This is a genomic window from Micropruina glycogenica, from assembly GCF_900289045.1.
Classification (GTDB): Bacteria; Actinomycetota; Actinomycetes; order Propionibacteriales; family Propionibacteriaceae; genus Micropruina; species Micropruina glycogenica.
The window spans coordinates 2908648-2925706 of sequence record NZ_LT985188.1 but is presented as its reverse complement, the minus strand read 5'-3'; the positions used below and the strand labels follow the sequence as shown (position 1 = coordinate 2925706).

The 17059-nt window shown below is 68.8% G+C and carries 19 protein-coding genes; 9 read left to right on the top strand and 10 right to left on the bottom strand.

Annotated features, from left to right (window positions below; translation table 11 throughout):
• Positions 1-38 precede the first annotated feature (38 nt).
• From MPLG2_RS18585 to MPLG2_RS13695, 5 genes are read right to left on the bottom strand one after another with little or no spacing between them, the layout of a single operon-like run.
• Positions 39-461 (bottom strand): DUF6262 family protein, encoded by a 423-nt coding sequence (locus tag MPLG2_RS18585; RefSeq protein WP_158681220.1) that lies wholly within the window; start codon positions 459-461, stop codon positions 39-41.
• Positions 458-2662 (bottom strand): tyrosine-type recombinase/integrase, encoded by a 2205-nt coding sequence (locus MPLG2_RS13710; RefSeq protein WP_105186615.1) that lies wholly within the window; start codon positions 2660-2662, stop codon positions 458-460. Before MPLG2_RS13710 ends, MPLG2_RS18585 begins: the two co-directional genes overlap by 4 nt.
• Positions 2646-3857, bottom strand: coding sequence for a tyrosine-type recombinase/integrase (locus tag MPLG2_RS13705; RefSeq protein WP_105186614.1), 1212 nt, complete (start codon positions 3855-3857; stop codon positions 2646-2648). The genes MPLG2_RS13710 and MPLG2_RS13705 overlap by 17 nt, the downstream gene beginning before the upstream one ends.
• A gap of 20 nt (positions 3858-3877) precedes the next feature.
• Complete coding sequence (locus tag MPLG2_RS13700; protein ID WP_158681219.1) at positions 3878-5158, bottom strand: ImmA/IrrE family metallo-endopeptidase; 1281 nt, start codon at positions 5156-5158, stop codon at positions 3878-3880.
• A 10-nt stretch (positions 5159-5168) separates the two neighbouring features.
• Entirely contained in the window at positions 5169-5813 is a 645-nt protein-coding gene (locus MPLG2_RS13695; protein WP_158681218.1) for a hypothetical protein, read from the bottom strand.
• Between the two features lie 304 nt (positions 5814-6117).
• Between MPLG2_RS13695 and MPLG2_RS18580 the strand changes: the two genes are divergently transcribed.
• A complete protein-coding gene (locus MPLG2_RS18580; protein ID WP_158681217.1) occupies positions 6118-6285 on the top strand; it encodes a hypothetical protein in 168 nt (55 codons plus the stop codon).
• A 109-nt stretch (positions 6286-6394) separates the two neighbouring features.
• Here MPLG2_RS18580 and nhaA read toward each other — a convergent pair whose 3' ends face one another.
• Positions 6395-7651: a Na+/H+ antiporter NhaA gene (gene nhaA, locus MPLG2_RS13690; RefSeq protein ID WP_105186611.1), complete on the bottom strand. Its 1257-nt coding sequence runs from the start codon at positions 7649-7651 to the stop codon at positions 6395-6397.
• Positions 7652-7969: 318 nt separating this feature from the next.
• On the opposite strand from nhaA, the gene MPLG2_RS13685 reads away from it, so the two are divergent.
• From MPLG2_RS13685 to MPLG2_RS13675, 3 genes are read left to right on the top strand one after another with little or no spacing between them, the layout of a single operon-like run.
• Positions 7970-8443 (top strand): ArsR/SmtB family transcription factor, encoded by a 474-nt coding sequence (locus MPLG2_RS13685; protein ID WP_105186610.1) that lies wholly within the window; start codon positions 7970-7972, stop codon positions 8441-8443.
• On the top strand, positions 8440-9342 hold the full coding sequence (locus MPLG2_RS13680) for a cation diffusion facilitator family transporter (RefSeq protein ID WP_105186609.1): 903 nt from the start codon (positions 8440-8442) through the stop codon (positions 9340-9342). The genes MPLG2_RS13685 and MPLG2_RS13680 overlap by 4 nt, the downstream gene beginning before the upstream one ends.
• Positions 9343-9377: 35 nt before the next feature.
• Positions 9378-9785 (top strand): DUF2200 domain-containing protein, encoded by a 408-nt coding sequence (locus tag MPLG2_RS13675; protein ID WP_105186608.1) that lies wholly within the window; start codon positions 9378-9380, stop codon positions 9783-9785.
• Positions 9786-9848: 63 nt separating this feature from the next.
• Here MPLG2_RS13675 and MPLG2_RS13670 read toward each other — a convergent pair whose 3' ends face one another.
• On the bottom strand, positions 9849-10289 hold the full coding sequence (locus tag MPLG2_RS13670) for a hypothetical protein (RefSeq protein WP_105186607.1): 441 nt from the start codon (positions 10287-10289) through the stop codon (positions 9849-9851).
• A gap of 95 nt (positions 10290-10384) precedes the next feature.
• Positions 10385-11068 (bottom strand): TetR/AcrR family transcriptional regulator, encoded by a 684-nt coding sequence (locus MPLG2_RS13665; protein ID WP_105186606.1) that lies wholly within the window; start codon positions 11066-11068, stop codon positions 10385-10387.
• Positions 11069-11121: 53 nt separating this feature from the next.
• On the opposite strand from MPLG2_RS13665, the gene MPLG2_RS13660 reads away from it, so the two are divergent.
• From MPLG2_RS13660 to MPLG2_RS13640, 5 genes are all read left to right on the top strand, one after another.
• The gene (locus tag MPLG2_RS13660; RefSeq protein WP_105187682.1) at positions 11122-11922 is read left to right on the top strand and encodes a DUF4386 domain-containing protein; all 801 of its coding nucleotides are present in this window, start codon (positions 11122-11124) and stop codon (positions 11920-11922) included.
• 215 nt (positions 11923-12137) lie between these two features.
• Entirely contained in the window at positions 12138-12419 is a 282-nt protein-coding gene (locus MPLG2_RS13655; RefSeq protein ID WP_105186605.1) for a hypothetical protein, read from the top strand.
• Positions 12416-13546 carry an ROK family protein gene (locus MPLG2_RS13650; protein WP_105186604.1) on the top strand — a complete coding sequence of 377 codons (1131 nt, stop codon included), beginning with the start codon at positions 12416-12418 and terminating at the stop codon, positions 13544-13546. Before MPLG2_RS13655 ends, MPLG2_RS13650 begins: the two co-directional genes overlap by 4 nt.
• The gene (locus tag MPLG2_RS13645) at positions 13546-14799 is read left to right on the top strand and encodes a 6-phospho-beta-glucosidase (protein WP_105186603.1); all 1254 of its coding nucleotides are present in this window, start codon (positions 13546-13548) and stop codon (positions 14797-14799) included. The genes MPLG2_RS13650 and MPLG2_RS13645 overlap by 1 nt, the downstream gene beginning before the upstream one ends.
• On the top strand, positions 14790-15749 hold the full coding sequence (locus MPLG2_RS13640) for an N-acetylglucosamine kinase (protein ID WP_105186602.1): 960 nt from the start codon (positions 14790-14792) through the stop codon (positions 15747-15749). The genes MPLG2_RS13645 and MPLG2_RS13640 overlap by 10 nt, the downstream gene beginning before the upstream one ends.
• Positions 15750-15934: 185 nt before the next feature.
• Here the strand turns inward: MPLG2_RS13640 and MPLG2_RS13635 are convergent, their stop codons facing one another.
• Both MPLG2_RS13635 and MPLG2_RS13630 read right to left on the bottom strand, forming a co-directional pair.
• Positions 15935-16330: a YchJ family protein gene (locus tag MPLG2_RS13635; RefSeq protein WP_105186601.1), complete on the bottom strand. Its 396-nt coding sequence runs from the start codon at positions 16328-16330 to the stop codon at positions 15935-15937.
• The gene (locus MPLG2_RS13630) at positions 16327-17037 is read right to left on the bottom strand and encodes a tetratricopeptide repeat protein (protein ID WP_105186600.1); all 711 of its coding nucleotides are present in this window, start codon (positions 17035-17037) and stop codon (positions 16327-16329) included. Before MPLG2_RS13630 ends, MPLG2_RS13635 begins: the two co-directional genes overlap by 4 nt.
• Positions 17038-17059: the final 22 nt, after the last annotated feature.

The window sequence follows — 17059 nt, the reverse complement described above, 5'->3', positions numbered from 1 at the left end:
TGGGAAGTGCAGCTGGCGCGGTGGCGGGTCTGCCCTAATCAGCACTTCCGCCCATAGCTCAGACGAGCCTGAGCTTGAGCCAGCGCGCCCCGGAGTGTCGATACTTCGGATTCCAAGGCGCTGATGCGCTGCATCAGTTCTCGTCGCTCTTGGGTTTGGGCTTCGATTCTGGCTCGTAGAACGGACACGATGCCGGACTGTGACGGCTCTGCCGGCTGGGTGTTTGCCGGTGTTGTGTTGGCGTTGCGGATGGATCGGATGAGTGGGCCGAGGTCGGGGTGTTGGTGGAGGTAGTGCTGGGAAACGCCCGCTTCGCGTGCCACTGCGGCGACCGTGATCGCGTTCCCTGATCGGCGGAGTTTCGTGATTGCGGCGCGGGCTGCCTTTTCGGCTGTTTCGGCTTTGCGGCGGCTGGCGGCGATGATGCCGTCGGTGCGGCCAGCGGGGGCAGTGCTCGTCACGGGTGCTGGGTGACGTCAAGGGTGGTGTGGTGGGCGCCGTTGGTGACCGGCCGTATTGGGAGGACTCGTCCTGGGTTGACGCCGGCAGCACGCACTGCCGCGTCGGTGGTGTCGGTGAGCCGGGCGATGATGGTGGTCAGCGCGTCGATCTCACGGGTCCGTTCGGCCAGCCAGACGTGTTCGGGGCTCATGGGGTTGCCGTGCCGGGCAGTGAACACGGCTTGGCGTTGCTCGATGAGTTGCAGCGTTTGTTGGTGTTGGTCGCGCAGGCCTTCGATGAAGGTGGCGTCGGTGGCGTAGTGGGTACAGGTGAGGCAGGCGTTGCCGCGGTCGCAGGTCTTGGCCGGGGGCAGCATGCAGTAGCCGTTGGGCAGGATCCGGTCGGTGCGGCGGTCGAGTTGAGCCATGTCGTAGAGGTCGTGGGGGTCGATGGCCAGGTCGTTGCCGTCGGCGCCGATCTTCTTGTAGCGGAGGAACTCGGCTTCGGCGACAGAGGCGAGGGTGTCGGCGTAACGCATCGTCATTTCGGGGCTGCGGTGACCCAGGTAGCGCTGCACGATGTGGATGGCGACGCCGGCGTTGAGCAGCTCGGTGGCGCGGGTGTGGCGTAGCCGGTGTGATTGGGTGAACCGCAGCGGCTGCCCGGCCTCGTCGGTGAGGTTCACGATGTCGTCGAGCCGGCGCAGGGTTTGAAAGCTGGCGCTGTAAAGCCTCGGGCGAAGCCCACGATGGTTGCCTCGCATGCTGACAAACAGGTAGGTCGGCCGGTGCCCGAGATGGGTTTCCACCCACTGTTGTTGGTCGCGGATAAGGTTCACCACGGCCTGCTCGACCAGGATCGTCGGGTCGACCCCCTCGACCTTGGTCTGCTGGTAGCGCAGCCGGGCCACGAACGCACCCTGCGCCGGCTCAGCTCCGCCCGTGGGGTGGAGGGGTCGGATGGGGTCGAAGTCGAGCAGCAGGATTTCGGAGGCGCGTCGGCCGGTCATGGCCTGCAGCAGCCAGGCCCGCATCGCTTGCGGGTCGCCCATCCCGTTGCTGGTGATGCGGCGCCCGCCGGGCAGGGTGACGGTGACCGGTTCGTTGCGCGGTGCGGCCAGGATCGGCAGGCAGCAGATCATCTGGTCCAGATCGGCTCGGCTCATAAACGACGTCCGGTCCGTGCGTGCACGGTTGGTGGTCCGTTGCCGGAACTGTGGTGGCCAGAGTCTGGTGTAGTCGGCGCTGAGTTGCAGCCAGCGCGGGTCGCCGGTGAAGGCGGCTGCTTCGGCCCGGTTGTCGACCATGAACTCGTAGAACTTGCCGATGATTGACTGGGTCGCGGCGATCGTCGTGGCGCCCATCGGGGCCGTCCGGCCCGGTGCAAGCGCGCTGGGGGAACGCAGCCACGACAACAGCCGCATCATCAGCGGCCGCAGCTGCGTGGGGTCGTCGACCAGCAACGGGGAAGAGATGCCGTGCTCGGTGAGGAACCGGCTGAAATAGGGCGGCAGGTGCCTGGCGCGGGTGATGACGCTGGTCCAGGTGTAGAGGTTGTAGGTCAGGGCATACGACATCCAGAACCGGACACCTTCGCGCAGCCAGGCCGGCTCGATCGGCTCGAGCCGGACAGCGTTGTCGGCGTAAGGCTCGTGCGGCCGGCGCGGGATGCGCGGATCGGCGCTGAGATCCCACACATCACTTCGCCACCAGTCCCGGCCGCTGCACCGCACCTCGAGAAGCAACTCGATGTTGTCGGCCAGCTCACGCAGGTGCCGACGCCGGATCTTGCCGGGCAGCCGGCCGCGATGGGCTTCGAACAGCCGGTCGGCCTCACGGGCTATCAACGCCGCCGGCAGCCCGGTGATCGACTCGGTGCGCTGTCCGGTGAGCAGCGTCTGCCGCTCCAACAGTGACGCGACTGCCCGGGCATAGGCGCGCAGCAGGAACGGGTCGATCTTGCGGAACCCTTCCGACCAGGTGATGAACGCCCACCAGCAGATCTCCTGACTGGCCCGGTCAAAGCCGTCGGGCCGGACATCGAAGATGGTGTCGTTGGTGGCGTGCTGGATGAACAACTCGGTGAACGGCTCCTGGGAGGTGTCGAACATGCCATCTCGCCAGATGGTTGGGACCCTGACCCATTGCTGGTCCCACGTCGTCGCCAGCTCGGGTACTGGCACCGAGTGCAGGTCGGTGGACGCCTCAGGCGGGTTGATCATCGTGAATTCCCTTCCAGCCGGCCACGTAGGACTTCCAGTTCGCCAGGGCACGCATTTCAGCGTCCTCGGTGACCCACCCGTAGGTCGACAGGGTCGTTTGGACGTCGAGATGCCCCAGGCGGCGCATCACCACATGCACCGGCCGGCCGGCCAGCAGCAGGGCGGTGGCGTGGGTGTGCCGCAGCCAGTGCGGGGTCCAATCAGGCGGCAGGGCGGCGCGATGGTCACGGGTCAGGGCACGGACCCGGGCATAGACCGACTTGGCCCGCATCGGGGCAAACAACGGCTGCCCGCCGACGTTGACGAACACGAAGTGGTTGGCGACATCGGCAACCTGGACGTCGATGCCGGCGTCAATCAGTTCCCACACGTAGGCCGAGTAGAGCCCTTCGAGGTCGGCGCCGATGTAGATGTCACGGCCGCGTGATGACTTGTTCCGCACCCCGTGCGGGTGGTCCTGCCGCGGGACGACCTCCACCCACGGTGTGCCACCTGCCCCGATGTGGATGTCGCAGTGCCGAAGCGACAACGCCTCACCCAAACGCATCCCCGACTCGGCCAGCAACGCGAACAGGAACCGGTCCCTCAGCCCGGCCAGGTTCGGCCGCCAGCCGTCGCCGGCCGGGTCCAGGATGGCGCAGCCGTCCAGGATGGTCCGCACCTGGCCCGGGGTAAGCAGCGGGGTGCGCGACTTGTTCGGCACCCGTAACCGGAACACCGGCGCAGGTCGATCCGTGGCAGGCACGACCCCAGTCAGCATCGGCAGATAACTGTGGTGCCGCCGGGTTGAGCGTTGGTAAAGCATTTGGCGGGGCTGGGTGATGTTCAACGCCGCCGCTGCCCACGTGTAGAAAGCGAGCACCGCCGCCGCCCGGTTCGCCACCGACGCCGGCGCCAACCGTTGCGGCACCGGCCCGATTCGATCCACCCCGGGCAGGTCCCCGGTTCGTAGATAGGCGAGGAAATCGCCGAACACGGTCCGCGTCAAACCATCCCAGGCAACCCCGGACGCTTCCAGCACCGTCCACCACTCCGCCAGGCCGCGGGCGTAGGAGCGCACTGTGTTCGGGGATCGGTCATCGCTGCGTAGGAACGCCAGGTAACGCTCGGCCGGCACGATCGGCAAACCGGCGGTGTCGGTTACGGTCCAAGACCGCTCACCGCCGATCAGCAATGGCCGAACCGACGCCGCCAACCCAGCCACCCCCTTTGCGTTCAGCGGCGCCGTGACAGTGGCACAACCTTCGCCAAACCATCACCCTGATCGGCCGCTGCCTTGATGTCTGCTTCGAACCCGGCATCCGGGCCAGCCACGAACAACCAGACCGCCGCATCCGCTGCCGGGGCGGTCTGCGCGGACCGGCCGAGTCGCTGGTTCGCCAATACGGCCGCGACCAGATCCGGCGGCAACACCACTTCCGGCAAGGCGGCGAACATCTGCGGTGACTGCGAGCCGGTCGAACGCTCCAACCACTTCATCAGCAGCCGGGGCCGTTCCGCCGTGCGCACATCCGCTGCCGGCTCATCAACACCCCACGACCGGCCCGTGTCCGGGTTCTTACGTGTGTAGAGCTGCCGCTGCAGCGTCCGGGTCCGTTCCGCATCGATCACGTGGTGCCGGGACAGGTGCATGATCAACGCGCCGATCGACACCCCCCACCGCACCTTCACATCGATCAGAGCGGTCAACGTCACCTGAGCGGGCAGTTCCGGTGCGACCTGGCTGATCGGTGCCAGGAACTCACCCGCGAACGCGTGCGCCTCATCCTCCACCTCCGCGCCGGTCACGCCGCCGCGATGCAAGCAGATGTGCCCCAGTTCGTGCGCCAACGTCCAGCGGGTCCGCTCCCACGACGACAAGGCCGGCATCATCACCAACGGCTGATCAGCGAACTCACCCAACCAGGCCGACAACCCAATGTGCCGCTCCGACATGTCCGCTTCGCCACTGATCGAACCAACTGACGCGGCCGAGCGCATCACCACCGGGATGCCGGCGCGTTCCATCGCCATCGTCAACGAGCCGATCGGACCATCACTGATCCCCATCGCCTCCCGCGCGGCCGCCGCTGCCGCCACGATCGATCCGCCCGGACGGAGCCGCGGCAGCCGCACCGGCGGCAACGGGTTCACCCGAGTCACCCGATCAATGAACTCCTCCACCAAGGCAGCGAACTGGGTCAAATACTTGCGTTCCCGCTGCGTCATCGACGCTGGAGCCCGAAACGACAAGCTCCGCTCATCGACATGCGCCACCGGTGCCGTGGTCAGGAACGCCTCCGACACCCGCAACACCTCCCGCAGCTTCGCCACATCGGCATCGTCCACTTCGACCCGGTCGCGCCGCTCCAACCGCGACAACCGTTCCGGACGCCAGCCCACCCGCTCAGCCACCACACCCGAGGGCAGCGACCGCAACACCCGCGCCTGCAAAACCCGCGCACCAAACACGACACTCACCTCGATCCACCCCCGCTCGTCCCACAACGCCTCCACGCTGCAGAACTCACGCCGGATCGTCGTCGCCCCCACCCTGTTCGACCATCGGCCAGAACTCGTCCAGGTCGTCGTCCTCGTCGACCGCGGCCGCGCCGCCGTCCGGCCCCGGAACCAGGCCCAGGCTCGCCGCAGTCGCAAGCGGCAACTCCGACTCGGCTACGATCGTCAAACGATTGCGATCCTCCACGTGCGTCACCGCCGCCAACACCGCCCGGTCCAACACCTTCGACTGCAAGCTGCTCGACCAGAAGATCACCAACGTGATCTGACCCAACATTGAGAAGCCCAGCTCCGGCAAGGACTCCTGATCCGAGTTCGCCCGCAGCGGCAAGCCCGTGCGCACATCCTTCGGCCGCCGCCGGATCCTGATCGAGACGTAGCGACCGTCGGTCAGCCACACCCCATTTCCTGACTTCCTGACCACCGACAGCGAGCACTGTTGGAACACCTCGCACGCCGTCCGCTCGCGCATCCCATCGCGAACCACTCCACCCACGGTCAGCCCGTGCGGGCCCAGATCGTCCGAGCGCAAGCCATCCAGCCGCCGGTAGGCGTCCTCCACCGACAGATCCAGATAGCCATGTACCAAACCCAGCGCGGCCCGATGCCGTTTCAGCACCGCCGCCACCAACTTCCACGGATGTAGTTCCACGGTTGCAACTTTGCACCGGGATACCTACATGATCAAAGCGACACGCAGAACCGCAAGCTAACTCGCCTCGACAATCGGTCATGCTCACGATCATACCATAATATGTAGGTAATGACTACGTGTTTTGCATGATTCAGACGTTGATTATCCAGATAAGCCGATTGAGCTTGTCGAAGCCCCTGGCCGCAACGGGTCTCGTCAAGCTCGACCAGCGAGAATCAGCGCTTCCCCAGGTTTCGACACGCTCAGCCAGCGCAGCTCAGCTCGACGTGTCCGCCGTCCACGAACTGACTCGAGCGCGAGCGTGAGGCCGGACGGTTGCGCGACGGGCTCGACCTCGGCCTGGTGGCTGATCACGTCCGAGATCGAGGGCATTCAGTTGGCCTGGCTGGCCGACGAGAGCGTCGACATGGCGGCCCATCTGGAGCAGTTGATGGCGTTGCTGAGGGCTCCGAGCCCAGCTGAACGGTAATGGGGACGGTTCCGATTACCGTTCACCCGATCGCGGATCGACCACTTTCATCGACCAGCTGCGCCGAGCCGTCGGCCGCTGACACTTTACGCTGAGACTCGGCGCGCGCTCAGTCGTCTTCGTCGCCGATCTGCCGATGGTCCAGATCAGGACGGCCGTCGGCGTTCATGTCGTCGGTGCGGGCCTGGCGGGCGTCCCAGCGCAGCGTGCCCGCGCCGAGGGCCGCGGCCAGCACGCTGGCCAGCAGCACGCCGAGTTTGGCCGCGACGGCGTGCTGGTGGTCGTCGAACGACAGCTCGGTGATCAGCAGCGAGACGGTGAAGCCGATGCCGCACAAGAAGCCGACCGGCAGCAGGTCGCGCAGGCCGATCGAGTCGGGCAGCCGCAGCGGGGTGAACCGGGTGACCAGCGCTGTGGCGCCGAGCACACCGATCAGTTTGCCCACCACCAACCCGACGATCACGCCCGCGAACACCGACCATTCCAGGCCCTCGCCGCCGCTGCCGATCACCGGCACGCCCGCTGCGAAGAAGGCGAACACCGGCAGCGCGATGCCTGCCGACCAGGGTCGGGTCAGCTTTTCGAAGTGATGGGTGCGGCCCGGCCTCGTGCCCTGCGGAACGGCCGGCACGGTCAGCCCGAGCGCCACTCCCGCGATCGTGGCGTGCACCCCGCTCTCGTGCATCAGAATCCAGGTGATCAGGGCCACCGGCAACAGCACCCACCACCGCAACGACTTGGCTTTCGCAGCCCAGCCGAAGGCGGCGATGGCCAGGGCCGCACCGGCCAGCGCCGGCAGATGGATCTCTTCGGTGTAGAACACCGCGATCACGATGATGGCCAGCAGGTCGTCGACCACGGCGAGGGTGAGCAGAAACGTACGCAGCGCACGGGGCAGGCCGCGTCCGAACACCGCCAGCACGGCGAGCGCGAAGGCGATATCGGTGGCGGTCGGCACCGCCCAGCCCTTCAGTGACGACGCGTCGCCCATCGGCACCACGATCGACACATAGATGGCTGCCGGCAGCACCATGCCGCCCACCGCGGCCACCACCGGGACGGCAGCCTCCTTGAAGTTGCGCAGGCTGCCCACCACCAGTTCGTGCTTGAGCTCGACACCCACCACGAAGAAGAACACGGCCAGCAGCCCGTCCGCGGCCCACGTGGCGAGGGGCAGATCAAGGTGTAGTGCGGACGGCCCCACGCGGGTTTCGGCCAACCCCATGAACCAATCGCCCGCGGGCGAGTTGGCCAGCACGAAACCGACCAGCGCCGCACCCAGCAGCAGCATGCCGCCGGTGCTCTCACCGGTGACGAAACTGCGCAGCCGTGAGCCGAATGAGGCGTCGGTGGTTCTCTGAGTCATTGTTCTCCGCTCGCTTGGAACGGCATCCCATCAAGTCTGACGAGTGCCCCATGCCGACCAGACTTCCCGGCGCACCGGTCAAGGAGTCTATCGAAGTGGGTCGGTGTCACGCTTCGCCGCCGGCCGGACCGGGTTGGCGCCGGACGACTCGGGTCACCGCATGCCGGCCGCTCTTGGCCGCGACACGCCATGGTCTCGGCGTGCTGTCGACAGTCGGGGTCGCCTTTCGTCGAAGCGACTTCATCGCCTCTCGTGGGTGGGCACCCGCGACGACATCGTTGCTAACATCTGAGCAGATGATCAGATGAGAGGCCAGGTATGAACCCCGTCGAGGCGTTTGACGGCTGTGCCGACACCGCGGTGCACCCCGACAAGGTGCGACTGGCCAGTGCGAACGCGCCGGACGCGAACGAGGTCGCGCGGGTGAGCGCTGTGTTCAAACTGCTGGGCGACCCCACCCGAACCAGACTGCTCTACGCCCTGCTTGAGGCGGGCGAACTCTGCGTGTGCGACCTCGCGGCCGCCACGGCGACCGCCGAGGCCACCGTTTCGCAGGCCCTGCGCCTGCTGCGCGCCTCAGGTGTGGTGATCGGACGCCGCGAGGGCCGCAACATCTTCTACCGACTGTCGGACGCCCACGTGCGCCTGCTGCTCGACGTGACGCGCGAGCACATCACCCACCACGTGCCGGCGCAGTTCGAGAACGGCCCCGAGGCGGCGGGTGGGCCGGCAAGCGTGTGGACCATCGGCCTGATCGATCCGCCCGATGCTTTCGAATCGTCGCGGCCATGAGCCACTCCCACGACCACCACGCCGGGGCGACCGGACGGCATCGCTGGCGCCTGGCCGTCGCATTCGGCCTGGTCGCGGCGTTCTTCGTGGTCGAACTGGTGGCCGCGTGGGCGTCCGGCTCGCTGGCCCTGCTGTCGGACGCCGGCCACATGGCCGCCGACGTCACCACGCTCGGGGCCGCGCTGGTAGCCACCCGAATCGCCACTCGTAAGGACACCACCGGACGCCGCACCTTCGGCTCGTACCGCGCCGAGGTGTTCGCCTCTGGGCTGGCGGTGCTGCTGATGATCGCGGTCGGGGTGTACATCGCGGTCGAGTCGATCGGCCGCATCGGGCAGGCGCCCGAGTTGGCCTCGGGCGTGATGCTGGTGGTCGGTGTGATCGGCCTCGTGGTCAACGTGGTGTGCCTGGTGTTGCTGCGTGCCGGGGCGTCCGAGAGCTTGAACGTGAAGGGCGCCTACCTCGAGGTGATCGCCGATTCGCTCGGTTCGATCGGCGTGATCGCCGCGGCGCTGCTGGTGGGGTGGACCGGCAACGCGTGGTGGGACACGGTGATCGCGCTCGCCATCGCGGCGTTCGTCGTGGTGCGGGCGGTGATGCTGGGTCGCGAGGTGCTGGGGGTGCTCGGTCAGCACGCTCCGCAGGGTAAGGAGCCGGCCGAACTCACCCGGGCGCTGCTCGCCGTCGAGGGGGTCGCCGAGGTGCACGATCTGCATGTGTGGCGGCTCACCTCGGGCATGGACGTGGCGACCGCCCACATCGTCACCGGTGCCACGGCGGTACCGGGCGAGGTGCTCGTCGCGGCCAGCGCCACGCTGCGGGAGCGGTTCTCGATCGCCCACGCCACGCTGCAGATCGAGGCGCCGGGTGCGTCCGGCTGTCAGGGCACGGACTGGTAGGGCAACGCCGGCGAAGGTCCGCGTAGGGTCGCGGAATGGCGCACCGCATCTTCACCACCAGCTTCGCCAGCATCTACCCGCTCTACGTCACCAAGGCCGAACGCAAGGGCCGCACCAAGGCCGAGGTCGACCAGGTGATCGGTTGGCTCACCGGCTATGACCACGACGGGCTCGCGAGGGTGCTGGCCGACGAAACCGACGTGCAGACGTTCTTCGATCAGGCGCCGGCGTTCAACCCGAACGCGTCGCTGATCAAGGGCGTCATCTGCGGGCACCGGGTCGAAGAGATCGACGACCCGCTGATGCAGAAGGTGCGCTACCTCGACAAGCTGATCGACGAGTTGGCCAAGGGTAAGAACATGGACGCCATCTTGCGTACGCCGGTCGAGCGTGTCGAGACCGCCGTTGAACCGTCGGTCGAAGTCGAGACCCCTTGTGGCTAGGGGTTTCGACACGCTCAACCAGCGGAAGGGCCAGGTCAGCGCTTTCCCAACCGTCGTGCTCCACTAGGCGAGTTGCCGGCGGGTGTGGTCGCCGACGGGCGGGTGGCCCAGCGCGGCGAGCAGTTGATTGAACTTGTCGCGCTGCGACTTGCGGGGAATGCCGCCCACGAAGCTGGGGTCGCTGAGGGCAAGATCGCGCTTGGCCACCAGGGCGTTCATCACGATCCAGGCCTGCAGTTGGTGCCCGGACGGCACCTGGGTCAGGGTCATCATGGTGACTGCGGTGAGAACGCCCGTGCCGTGCTTGAACACCAGCGTGCCGCCCTCGTTCGACTCGTGGTAACCGTTGGCCGCCGCCCAACCGCGCACCGTGGCCAGCACCTGATCGGTGGGGCCCTGTACCACCGCCGTGTCGCGACTCGACTTGCCCATGGTGGTCATCAGCAGCACCACCAGCCCGATCACAGCGCCGATCAGGGCGCCGTAGATGACTCCGTTGGACATGTGCAGGCCTCCATCGATCGGCTACCGAAGAGTTTAGCCGCGCTAGACATCAGGGTTCGTCCACTTCGTGCGCCGCTGTCGGTGCCCGATGTGGATCACCACGTGGTGCCCTCGGGTGCGCGCGACTGCCAGCCGGCGGCGTGCAGCCGCTCGAACGCGTCCAGCAGCAGGTCGAGCGCGAACGCGAACTCGCGGTCACTGTCGCAGCCCGCGCCGTCGGTGCGCGCCATGGAGTCGCGGGTGATGGCCATGATGTGCGGAAACCGGTCGGCCAGGGCGGTTGGATCGGCGGCCTCGGACGGCGATGGCGGCGACCCGCTGTCGTCGAACGCCTCGGGGCTGAACCCCCACACGCGATGCCCGAGCACGTGCATCGCGTGGTGGGTGAGGTCGGCTGAGAATCCCGCCGCGAAGAACTCACCCGCCAGGGCGTCGAGGTGGCCCAGCACGACGGGGGTGCGCCGGTTGCTGGTTTCGATCGCCCCCCGCAGCCACGGGTGCGCCAGCAGGGCGTCGCGTGCCCCGAGTACGCGTTGGCGCATGCGGTCACGCCAGCCCTCCTCAGTTGGTGTCGGGTAGCCGGCCACCACCGCGTCGATCATGCCGGTGACCAGATCCTGCTTGTCGGCGACGTGTTTGTAGAGCGCCATGGGCACCACGCCCAGCGTGGCGGCCAGGTTGCGCATGCTCAAGGTGGCGAGTCCCTCGGCATCGGCCAGGTCGATCGCGGCCCGGACGACCCGCTCGCGGTGGAGCGGTGGGCGCACCTCGGTTGACATGGTGTACAACGTACACCTATGGTCAGGTGTACACCGTACACCAGGAGATTGTCATGACCGCTCGAACCCTCGCCCGCGTCGCCGGCGTGCTCTACCTCGTGACGTTCGTCACCTCGATACCCGCGTTGGCGCTGAAGCGGCCGTATCTGCAGACCGGTGCGGGCGTCGATGCGCTGCGCTGGGCGGCTGCGCTCGAGGTGGTGCTGGCGCTGGCCTGCCTGGGCACCGCGGTGGCGCTGTACCCGATCACCCGCCGGTATCAACCCGCGCTGATTCTCGGGTTCGTCGGCTCGCGCACGCTGGAGGCCGCAACGATCGTGCTGGGCGTGGTGAGCATGCTCGCGGTGGCGTCCATCGGCGGGCCGGCCACGCCGGGCGCGCAGGCCTTGGTCGCTGTGCACGACTGGGCCTTTCTGATCGGTCCCGGCACCCTGCCCGCGGTGAATGCCCTGCTGCTCGCACCGGTGTTGCTGAAGGCCCGACTGGTGCCGCGAGCCGTCCCGCTGGTGGGGTTGGTCGGCGCCCCGCTGCTGCTGGGCGCGGCTCTCGCCGAACTCCTGGGCGCGCTCGACCAGGTGTCGCTGCTCGGCGGACTGGCCGCCCTGCCGATCGCCCTGTGGGAGCTGTCGCTGGGTCTGTGGCTGACCGTTCGCGCGGTGCCGCACGTTGCGGTACCGACAGAGCCGGGCGAGGTCGTCCGGCTTCGTGAAATGACGACCGATGTGGGCTCTGTGCCCGCTGAGTGCGGCGAAACCTCTCAGAATCGGTCGTCATTCCACGAGCGACGGCGGTCACGGGTGAGTGTCGGCCGTTCGCGCACCGTGACTCCGGACGCCACCAGCCCCGCGAATTAGACCAGACCGTAACCAGAAACAACCTTTCCGATTACTTTCTTTACGGTTAGTGTGAGTTCACTGGCACCGAGGCCGGCGTCAGCTCACCGGGAGTCGCACGATGAAGGCATTCAAGGCCATTGCAGCGGGGGCGGCGGTCACTCGCACTCACCTTCGCCGGGTGTTCGGCACCCAGCACCCCCAGCCCCTCTGCCGGCGGCTCGTCGGCTCCAGCCGTGGCGGCTCGGCCGCTGCGGGTCTGGGCCGGCAGCACCACGCCCATCACCATCGACTTCAACCCCTTCCACGTCGACACCACCCTGTTCGGCACCTACGGGCCGATCTATGAACCGCTGTTCTTCTTCAACCAACTCAGCGCCGACCCGTCCACGCCGATGATCGGCGAGAGCTACGCCTACTCGACGGACGCCTCGCTGCGCGAAGCCGCCGCCGACCCCGAACGACTCGGACGGCTGCGCGACGAGGTGCGCGCCGAACACGCCGGACGGCCGCGATGAAGGGCACCCCCACCTGGCTGCGCGCCCAGAACGACCGGACGGCCTTCCGGCTGCTGCTCGAACACGGCCCGCTCAGCCGCACCCAGTTGGGCGGGCTGTCGGGGCTGTCGAAGCCGACCGCGGGGCAGATGATCGCCCGGCTCGAACGCGTCGGCCTGATCGGCCCTGTGGGCGAGATCACCGGTTCGCGGGGGCCGAACGCCGTGGCCTACGGGGTGCGCCGCGACACCCTCACCGGCGTGGCGGTGAGCATTCTGGCCGACCGGCTGCAGGCGGTGCTGGTCGATCCGACCGACGGCCGGCATCCGGTGGTCGACGTGCCGACCGCCGGCCTCGACCGGTCACCGGCCGGTGACGTGACCGCGGCCGTCCACGCCGCGTGTGCGGCGGCCGGAGTGGCGCACGACACGGTGAGCGCGGTCACCATCGGTGTGCAGGCCGCCGTGGACGCGCCGCGGGACGAACTGTCGTACGCCGACACGCTGCCCGGATGGCCGTTGCAGGGGGCGCGGACGCTGATCGCCACCGCCACCGGCCTCGACGTCACCATCGAGAACGACGTCAACCTGGCCGCGCTGGCCGTGCGGGCCGCGGGTGCGGTCACCGGCGACTTCGTGTACCTGTGGCTGGGCGACGGCATCGGTGCCGGAGTGTTTCTCGGCGGCGTGCTGCATCGCGGTTTCGGCGGCGGCGCCGGCGAGCTGGGCTACCTCGAGGTGCCCGCATCGGTGGCCGCGCGGTACCCCGGAGTGGCCGACTTCACCGACCTGACCGGCGCCCCGGGCGTGCTGTCCCTGGCCGGTGAGCCCCCCAGCCGGGGCGGCTCGGCCGACGTGCTCGACCGGTTGTGCGCCGACCCCCGGGTGCTGGCTGCGTTCGCCGATCGGGTGGCGGTGGTGCTGCAGCCGGTGCTCGCCCTGCTGGCCCCGCCGCGCATCGTGCTGGGCGGGCCGGCCGGTCTGGCCGGGGGCGCCGAGTTGGCGAGCCTGGTCGCCGAGCGACTGTCGCTGGCGCCGTCCAGGGTGGCGGCCAGTGAATTGACCGCGTCGGTGCTGGCGGGTGCCCGGTCGCTGCTGGTGACCGACCTGCAGGCGCGGCTGGAGCAACAGATCGACGAGGAGCTGTGATGAAGCTGGCCATCGTGGGTGGCGGATCGACCTACACCCCTGAACTGATCGACGGGTTCGCCCGGCTGCGCGACGTGTTGCCGCTCGACGAGGTGCACCTGGTCGACCCGGACGCCCACCGGCTGGACCTGGTCGCCGGCATGGCCCGGCGCATGCTGGCCAGGGCCGGGCACCCGGCGACGGTGGTGGCGACGAACGACCTGGTCGCAGGCGTGTCGGACGCCGACGCGGTGCTCGTGCAGCTGCGGGTCGGCGGGCAGGCCACCCGCAACGACGACGAGACCTGGCCGCACGACGAGCACTGCATCGGGCAGGAGACCACCGGTCCCGGCGGCTTCGCCAAGGCGCTGCGCACGGTGCCGGTGATGCTGTCGATCGCCGACGTGGTGCGGCGGCACGCCCGCCCCGACGCCTGGATCATCGACTTCACCAACCCGGTCGGCATCGTCACCCGCGCGCTGCTGCAGGACGGCCATCGCGCGGTCGGGCTGTGCAACGTGGCGATCGGGTTTCAGCGCCGGTTCGCCGCCACCCTGGGCGTGCCCCACGAGCAGGTGAGCCTCGGCCACGTCGGGCTCAACCACCTCACCTGGGAACGCAGCGTCACCGTCGACGGCGTCGACGTGCTGCCCGGCCTGCTCAGCGACCGGTTGGACGACCTCGCCGACGAGGTCGAACTGGCCCCGGCCCTGCTGGCCCAATTCGGCATGGTGCCGTCGTACTACCTGCGCTACTACTACGCCCACGACGAGGTGCTGGCCGAGCAGTTGCGCGAGCCGTCCAGGGCCAGCGCGGTGCAGGCGATCGAGAACGAACTGCTCGGCCTGTACGCCGACCCCTCGGTCGACACCAAGCCCGAGGCGCTCGAGCGGCGCGGGGGAGCGTTCTACTCCGAGGCCGCGGTCGAGCTGATCGCCGCCATGCGCGGCGATGGCAGCGTGCGCGTGGTCAACCTGCGCAACGACGGCGTGCTGCCGTTCCTGCCCGACGACCACGTGATCGAGGTGCCGGCCCGCTTCGACGGTGCGACGTTCGTCGCCGAGCCGGTCGCGGCCCTGCCCGACGACATCGCCGGCCTGATCGGTGCGGTCACCGGCTATGAGCGGCTGGCCCTCGACGCCGCGGTACACGGCGGCCGCGACCGGGTGCTGCGGGCCATGCGGGCGCACCCCCTGGTATTGCAGCACGACCGCGCCGAGCGGCTGACCGATCTGCTGCTGGCCGCCAACGCCAGGTTTCTGCCATGGGCCTGACCGGGGTGGTGGTCGGCATCGACGGCGGCGGTTCGAAGACCGACGCCGTGGCCGCCACGCCGGCCGGCGAGATCGTCGCCCGGCGCCGCATCGGTACCACCAGCCCGCACCTGATCGGCGTGGACGCCTCGGCGAAGCTGGTCGTCGATGTGGTCACCGAGGTCTGCGGCGACGCACAGCCTCTTGCCGTAGCCGTGTACCTGTCGGGGCTCGACCTGCCCAGTGAGGTGTCGACCTATCGCGCGGCCCTGCAGCGGTTCGGCTGGCCCGGCCTGCTGCTGGTCGACAACGACGTGTTCGCCCTGCTGCGGGCCGGCACCCAACAGCCCGACGCCGTGGCCGTGGTCTGCGGCACCGGCATCAACGCCGTCGGGCGCCGCGCGGACGGCGCCATCGTGCGGTTCCCCGCGCTGGGCAGCATCTCGGGCGACTGGGGCGGTGGTCACGGGTTGGGCCAAGAGGCACTCTGGTACGCCGCGCGCGCCGAGGACGGACGCGGCGAGCCGACCGCCCTGGTGGCGGCGGTGTGCGCCGAGTTCGGGGTGTCGTCCATCGTCGAACTCACCGAGCAACTGCACGTCGGACGGCGCGACCACGGCGAACTCTCGCTACTCGCCCCGGCGGTGTTCGTCGCGGCCTCGGCCGGCGACCCGGTGGCGACGGCCCTGGTCGACCGGCTGGCCGCCGAGATCGTCACCATGGCGGGCACTTGCCTGCGCCGGCTCGACCTGCTCGAGCGCGAGGTTCCGGTGGTGCTGGGCGGCGGCATTCTGCAGGCCAAGCCGCCCCTGCTGATGGCGCGGGTGTACGAAGGGCTGCGGTCGGTGGCCCCGTGCGCCCAGGTGGTGCCCCTCACCGCACCGCCGATTCTGGGTGCCGTGCAACTCGCGCTCGAGGCGGTCGAGGCAGCCCCCGAGGCGCTCACCCGCTTCGAGGCCGCCTTCGCCTGACCGCTGGTCGAGCTTGTCGAGACCGCATCGCTACCTGAATAGCTCAACGCTACGTAGATCTCAGTAGCAATCAGCTATCTGAGTAGCCATGAGCCCCTGACCCGGAATGGGGAACGGTTCTCATTCCTGCTCATGGGGCTCATGGTTCGGCTGAGAGGTCTCGACAAGCTCGACCGGCTGGGGCGCTACTCCGCGTCTGGGGTCGCGGCCAGGTACACCCAGCGTCCGCCCCTGCGCACGAAGGCCGACCGTTCGGTCTGACTGCCGGGCTGCCGACCCGCCACCCAGTGGGCGGTGAACCCGACGATGCCCATCATGTCGTGCTCGGCGCCGTCCACCCGGTCGGTGATCTCGAGACCGACCCAGTCGCGGTCCTCGAGCTCGAGCCGCTCGGGCCTGGTGCGCGGGTGCCACGTGCGCAGCAGGTACTCGGCGTCGCCCAGGGCGAAGGCGGTGTAGCGCGACCGCATCAACTGTTCGGCCGTTGCCGGCCAGGCCTCTCGCCGCAGAAACGGTGCGCAGCAGGCGGCGTAGGCGCCCCCGCCGCAGGGGCACGCCGCAGTGCCGGACGGCCCGCTCACGCCTGGTCCAGCAGTGCGAGTTCCTCGTGCACGTAGGGGTCCTCACGTCCGGCCGCGACCAGATCGGCCTGTAGGGCGAGCTGCGCGTCGCGGGCTTCGGCCGTGCGGCCCAGGTGACGCAACGCCCAGGCGACCATCCAGCGGGCGGCGAAGGTGGCCTCGAGGTCCGACCCGGTACGTCGTTCGGCGAGGGCCTCTTCGAACGTCTGCAACGCCAACTGCCACTCGCCCTGGTCGCTGTAGGCCATGCCCAGGTTGTTGAGGAGCGAGGCCAGCCAGCGCCGGGCGGACGGGTCGCGCGACGCCCGCGCCCGGTCGAGAATGCCGCGGGTGTAGGCGATCTGGTCGTCGCCCTTTAGGGTCAGCGCGACCATGTGCATGGCGTCGATGGCGAGACCCTCCAGGCCCTGGTCGGCCGCCGCCACCGCGGCTTCGAACATGGGTGCTGCGGCCGTCACGTCACCGCTGGAGCGGTAGACCCGGCCGCGCTCCAACAGGCTGCGCACGGTTACCTCGGGGTCGGTGCACTCGATGCCGTCGAGCACCGCCAACGCCTCGGCGTACCGGCCCTGCAGGCCGAGCGCCCGGGCGACCTGCGTCTGCAGCACGGCCGCCTCGGTCTCGGGCGCTTCGACCTGAGCGGCCCGCAGCCGCTGTTCTGAGCCGGCGGGGTCGTCGAAGTTCCACAGCTCGGTCAGGTCGATCACCAGCTCAGCCTAGGCCGACCGA

Coding starts and splice junctions, on each gene's coding strand:
- MPLG2_RS13675 (WP_105186608.1), top strand. CDS start 9,378: ATGGCGCACCGCATCTTCACCACCAGCTTCGCCAGCATCTACCCGCTC.
- MPLG2_RS13660 (WP_105187682.1), top strand. CDS start 11,122: ATGACCGCTCGAACCCTCGCCCGCGTCGCCGGCGTGCTCTACCTCGTG.
- MPLG2_RS13685 (WP_105186610.1), top strand. CDS start 7,970: ATGAACCCCGTCGAGGCGTTTGACGGCTGTGCCGACACCGCGGTGCAC.
- MPLG2_RS13650 (WP_105186604.1), top strand. CDS start 12,416: ATGAAGGGCACCCCCACCTGGCTGCGCGCCCAGAACGACCGGACGGCC.
- nhaA (WP_105186611.1), bottom strand. CDS start 7,651: ATGACTCAGAGAACCACCGACGCCTCATTCGGCTCACGGCTGCGCAGT.
- MPLG2_RS13640 (WP_105186602.1), top strand. CDS start 14,790: ATGGGCCTGACCGGGGTGGTGGTCGGCATCGACGGCGGCGGTTCGAAG.
- MPLG2_RS13665 (WP_105186606.1), bottom strand. CDS start 11,068: ATGTCAACCGAGGTGCGCCCACCGCTCCACCGCGAGCGGGTCGTCCGG.
- MPLG2_RS13680 (WP_105186609.1), top strand. CDS start 8,440: ATGAGCCACTCCCACGACCACCACGCCGGGGCGACCGGACGGCATCGC.
- MPLG2_RS13645 (WP_105186603.1), top strand. CDS start 13,546: ATGAAGCTGGCCATCGTGGGTGGCGGATCGACCTACACCCCTGAACTG.
- MPLG2_RS13710 (WP_105186615.1), bottom strand. CDS start 2,662: ATGATCAACCCGCCTGAGGCGTCCACCGACCTGCACTCGGTGCCAGTA.
- MPLG2_RS13670 (WP_105186607.1), bottom strand. CDS start 10,289: ATGTCCAACGGAGTCATCTACGGCGCCCTGATCGGCGCTGTGATCGGG.